This is a genomic window from Deltaproteobacteria bacterium (assembly GCA_026712905.1).
GTDB lineage: Bacteria > Desulfobacterota > Binatia > UBA9968 > JAJDTQ01 > JAJDTQ01.
This window is the reverse complement of record JAPOPM010000276.1, coordinates 1-4,300: the sequence shown is the minus strand read 5'-3', so window position 1 is coordinate 4,300 and position 4,300 is coordinate 1. Positions and strand designations below refer to the sequence as shown.

Here is a 4,300-nt window from a genome sequence, read left to right as displayed (position 1 = left end):
TTCGTCATCTGCGTGGACGACGACGTGGACATCAGCAACGACAGTGACGTGATGCACGCCATCGCCACCCGCGTGCGCGCGGACCGCGACGTGTTCATGATCACCCACTCCAGGGGGTCGCCGCTGGACCCGGCGTCCTACGACCCGGCGGGCGGGTCGCACCTGGTCACCAAGGTGGGCGTGGACGCCACGCGCAAGTCCGAATACCCGGCCGAGATCATGGTGCCGGGCACGGACGCCATCGACCTGACCAAGTACTTCGGCGACCGCTTCAGGTAGGCCGGCGCTGAGAGCCAGGTGGCACTCGTTGCGCGCGACGGAGAACGCCGAATTCCGGCAGCACCGTCTTCTGATTTCCGGGACGCCGCCCACCTGGCCCGGCATCCGCAACGCGCCCCGTCATGCTGATCGACGCCCACGCCCACCTCGACCACTACGAAGAGCCCCGGGAAGCGCTGGCGCGCATCGAGCGCCGGCGCATCCTCACCCTAGCCAACGCCATGGACCCCGCCTCGTACCAGCGCAATCTCGCGCTCGCGGAGGCCTGTCCTTTCGTTCTCCCCTCCTTCGGCATCCATCCGCGCCGGGCGGCGGCGCATGCCGACCGTCTCGATGAGTGGCGTCCCCTGGTGGAACAAAGCCCCTTGCTGGGCGAACTGGGGCTCGACTTCCACTGGGTGCGGGACGAGGAGACCTACCCGCGCCAAATTCAAGTGTTCGAGTTCCTGGTGCGCGCGGCCGCCGAGCAAGGCAAGATCGTCAACCTTCACACCAAGGGCGCCGAACGGCGCATCCTCGAGACCCTGCGCGCCTTCGGCGTGACCCGGGCCATCATCCACTGGTATTCCGGGCCCATGGACGTGCTCGACGAGATGATCGCCGAAGGATACTTCTTCACGGTGGGTGTGGAGGTGCTGTATTCGAGGCAGATCCAGGCGGTGGCGCGCGCCATACCGCCGCGTCAGCTCCTCTCCGAGACCGACAATCCCGGCGGCAACCGTTGGCTCGCCGGGGAGATCGCGCCGCCGGACATCATCGCCGACGTAGTCGGCGCGGTGGCGGAGCTCAAGGGACTGCCGCCGGAGAAGATGGAAGCGCTGATCCAGGCCAACTTCCTGCGGCTCGTGGGCGACGACCCCAGGCTGGACGCGGTCCGCGCGCTGCTGGAAAAACAAGCGGGAACGGGATAACGTCCGTGTATCCGCCACACGAATTGGTAGCCCACAAGGAGGAACCATGCTGTTTCTGACCAATGAGCATATCCAGGAAGTTCTCGACATGAAGACCTGCCTCAGCGCCATGGAAGACGCCTACCGCGACCTCTCGAAGAACGAGGCGGCGTACCGGCCGAGGATCGACTTCTACGTGCCGCGGGAGCCCCATTACTACCGCTGGGGCACCATGGAGGGCGCGACCCGCTCCCTCGGCTACATGGCCATCCGCATGAAGTCGGACATGCTCGTGTGGGAAAAGAACGGCGAGTTCGAGACCGAGGACAAGTATTGCATCGAGCCCGGCACCTACTGCGGGCTTATCTTCCTCCTGAGCGTGCGCAACGGCGAGCCGCTGGCGCTGATGAACGACGGCTACCTGCAGCACATGCGCGTGGGCGCCTGCGCCGGCCTCGGGGTCAAGTACCTGTCGCGCCAGAACTCCAAGGTGCTGGGCATGCTGGGCTCCGGCGGCATGGCGCGCACCTACACGCAGGCCATCCACGAGGTGCGCGACATCGAGCTGCTGCGCGTGTTCAGCCCCACCAAGGCCAACCGGGAAGCCTTCGCCGCGGAGATGCGCGAGCAGCTTGGGCTCAACGTCGAGACCTGCGACGACGCCGAGACGGCGTGCCGCGGCGCGGACATCGTGGCGCTGGCCACGGACTCGCTGGTCCAGGTGATGAAGCCCGAATGGGTGGAGCCCGGCATGCACATTACCAACGTCCGCTCCAACGAAGCCGGCCCGGAAATCCTCGCCAAGTGCGACGTCCAGGCACGCCTGGGGGCCTCCACCATGGTGCTGGACAACCCCCCGCCGGGAACCGTCCACGGCAGCGACGGGATGTTCGCCTACATCGCCGGCACCGAGGACGAGGTGAAAAAGATCCCGCCCTCGCCCATCCGCGAGATCGACAACGCCAACATCGGCACCATCCCCGACCTCATGGCCGGCACCTGGCCCGGACGCACCAGCGACGAGCAGGTGACGTTCCTCAACAACCAGGGTACCCAGGGCCTCCAGTTCGCCGCCGTGGGCGGCACCGCCTACGAGATGGCCAAGTCCAAGGGCCTGGGCCACCCGCTGCCGCGGGAGTGGTTCCTGCAGGATATCCGGGATTAGGGGACAGACACCCGGCTGCGTCGAAGTGGCGCTTGGACTTGAGATGGGAATGACTTCCGTAACGTCATTCCGGCGGAACAGGGCGCGTCAGACTCTGCCCGGACAGGAAATCGGCACCGCGCCCCGAACCGTCAGTCCCGCTTCCGCGGGACTGACGTCTTCGTAGCGTCTCTGCGCCATGCCCGAGCACGCGGACCCCCCCAGGCTACGCGCACGCATGCGCGCCGCGCTGCTGCGCTGGTACGACCTCAACCGGCGCGACCTACCCTGGCGCCGAACGCGCGACCCCTACGCCATATGGGTCTCCGAGACCATGCTGCAGCAGACCCAGGTGGCCACGGTGCTGCCCTACTATCACCGCTTCATGGAGGCGTTCCCGTCCGTGGAGGCGCTGGACCGGGCGCCGCTGGACACCGTTCGAAGCACCTGGAGCGGACTGGGCTACTACCGGCGCGCGCTGAACCTGAAACACGCGGCGGGCGTGCTGGTGAGCCGGCACCGCGGGCGGTTGCCGGACGACTACGACGCCCTGCTCAAGCTGCCCGGCGTCGGCCGCTACACCGCGGGAGCGGTCATGAGCATCGCCTTCCAGCGCCCCTACCCCGCCGTGGACGGGAACGTGCGGCGCGTCTATGCACGGCTTTTCGGTCTCACCGACCCGAAGGCCGTGGACGAAGCCGCCAGGCGAATGGTTTCCCGGTCGCGCCCCGGGGATTTCAATCAGGCGTTGATGGAACTGGGCGCCACCGTCTGCCTTCCCGGCACGCCCCTGTGCGAGCGCTGTCCCCTGGCGCACTGGTGCCGGGCACGGGCATCCGGCTCCTTCGAACTGCCGCGCAGGCGGCGTGTCGAGACCAAGGCCGTGGAGTGGTCGCTGGTGATCATCGAGTCGGAGTCGAGAATTTTGCTGCACCGCCGGCCGGACGACGGGCTGCTGGCCGGGCTGTGGGAACTTCCCGCGCCCGAGACCCTGCCGCCCGCGGTGGCCGAGGCCAGCCTCGCCGGGCCGCCCATCGCCGTCATCCGCCATGCCATCACCGACAAGCGCATCACCGCGCCGGTCTACCTGCTGCGCCGGAAAGTCCGGGTACGGGGCAAGGCATGGCGTTGGGTCGACCTGGCCCGCCTGTCTTCCTATCCTCTGTCCTCCCTCTGCACCAAGGCCCTGCGCGCCGCGCGGCCCCGACTGGGAGGCCGGCCTCAGCCCCTCCCTACCCCTGGATTCCCGCTTCCGCGGGAATGACGTTCCGTTACGTAGTTGCCTCATGAGTTTTGACACAGCCTGTTCCGCGGGAATGACGGCAAGGGCGTCGGTGCCATGTCGTGTCCGAGCGGAGGTTAGCACGGACTGGACAACGGGAATCCAGGGGGACGCAGAGCGGGCCTTCCTGGATGCGTTGACTGTCCTTAACACGCCCAATATAGTCTGCTGAAACGAGTGAGACGAGCGCCACGGGAGCACCATGGGTACGGTACACGAGATCTACATCGCGCCGGAGGGCAGCGCGCACATGCGCAGGGTGGACGAGGCCGAGGCCGTCGCCAGCATGGGGCTCAAGGGCGACCGCTACTGCGAGTCGACAGGCTATTACAGCGGCTGGGACGAGTGCCAGGTGACCCTGATCGAAGCCGAGGATCTCGAGGAAATCGCCGCCGCGGCGGGCCTCCAGGTGCTCAACGGCGAGCACCGGCGCAACATCGTCACCCGCGGCACCCGCCTGGACGACCTGGTGGGCCACGCGTTTCGCGTCGGCGAGGCGGTGTTGGCGTTCGACCGGCCGCGCCCCCCTTGCGCCTACATCCAGTCCATCACCGAACCGGGCATGACCCGGGGCCTCATGGGCAAGAGCGGCATCTGCGCGCTGGTGGTCCAGGGCGGCGTCATCCGGCCCGGCGACGAGATCGCGGTTCTCTAGTGTCCTGCGTCACAAATAGCTTGATGAAACCGCGGGTCCTTTTCGCCGTC

The 4,300-nt window shown here is 67.3% G+C and carries 5 protein-coding genes; all 5 read left to right on the top strand.

Features of this window, described 5'->3' with window-relative positions; all coding sequences use genetic code 11:
* A partial coding sequence (locus tag OXF11_22200) for a UbiD family decarboxylase (protein ID MCY4489799.1) occupies window positions 1-279 on the top strand: 279 nt, incomplete at its 5' end.
* 122 nt (window positions 280-401) lie between these two features.
* Window positions 402-1,190 carry a TatD family hydrolase gene (locus OXF11_22195; protein ID MCY4489798.1) on the top strand — a complete coding sequence of 263 codons (789 nt, stop codon included), beginning with the start codon at window positions 402-404 and terminating at the stop codon, window positions 1,188-1,190.
* 46 nt (window positions 1,191-1,236) lie between these two features.
* Entirely contained in the window at window positions 1,237-2,334 is a 1,098-nt protein-coding gene (locus OXF11_22190; GenBank protein ID MCY4489797.1) for an ornithine cyclodeaminase family protein, read from the top strand.
* Between the two features lie 178 nt (window positions 2,335-2,512).
* A complete protein-coding gene (mutY, locus tag OXF11_22185) occupies window positions 2,513-3,577 on the top strand; it encodes an A/G-specific adenine glycosylase (protein MCY4489796.1) in 1,065 nt (354 codons plus the stop codon).
* Window positions 3,578-3,797: 220 nt separating this feature from the next.
* Entirely contained in the window at window positions 3,798-4,250 is a 453-nt protein-coding gene (locus OXF11_22180; protein ID MCY4489795.1) for an MOSC domain-containing protein, read from the top strand.
* The last annotated feature ends 50 nt before the right edge of the window (window positions 4,251-4,300 follow it).